Below are 480 nucleotides of genomic sequence, written 5' to 3' on the forward strand. Positions count from 1 at the left end.
CTTCTTCGGCTTCTGGTGCCAAGGCATTCACCATGCGCCCTTTGTAGCTTGACCATTCATTTGAAAATTATTTTTCAACAATCTTCTTAGTTAAAATCTACAAAAGTTTTTTTACTTATATAATAANNTACTTATATAATAAGTAGTTTTACCTTTAGCTTTACTTTTATTTAAAAGTTATATTCACTATGCAATTTTCAAAGGACAATTTGGTGGGCTTAAATGGACTCGAACCATCGACCTCACGCTTATCAGGCGTGCGCTCTAACCAGCTGAGCTATAAGCCCTTAGTTTGAGGTGATGTATCTTAGACTCATTTGATCCAGTTCAATTTAAACAGCTTACGCTGTTTACACCAGATATTAAAGATCGAATAAGATCTTCAATCCCTCAAAATTAAACAGAGCTATTAAATAAGCTTTCAAAGTAGAATTACCTACTTCGTCGACTCCTTAGAAAGGAGGTGATCCAGCCGCAGGT

The 480-nt window shown here is 35.6% G+C and carries 1 tRNA gene; it reads right to left on the reverse strand.

Features of this window, described 5'->3' with window-relative positions:
• Nucleotides 1-210 precede the first annotated feature (210 nt).
• Nucleotides 211-287 (reverse strand) — tRNA-Ile (locus EG57_RS0225070).
• Nucleotides 288-480 lie beyond the last annotated feature (193 nt).

The organism is Clostridium drakei (genome assembly GCF_000633595.2).
In the GTDB taxonomy this organism is placed as follows: domain Bacteria; phylum Bacillota; class Clostridia; order Clostridiales; family Clostridiaceae; genus Clostridium_AM; species Clostridium_AM drakei.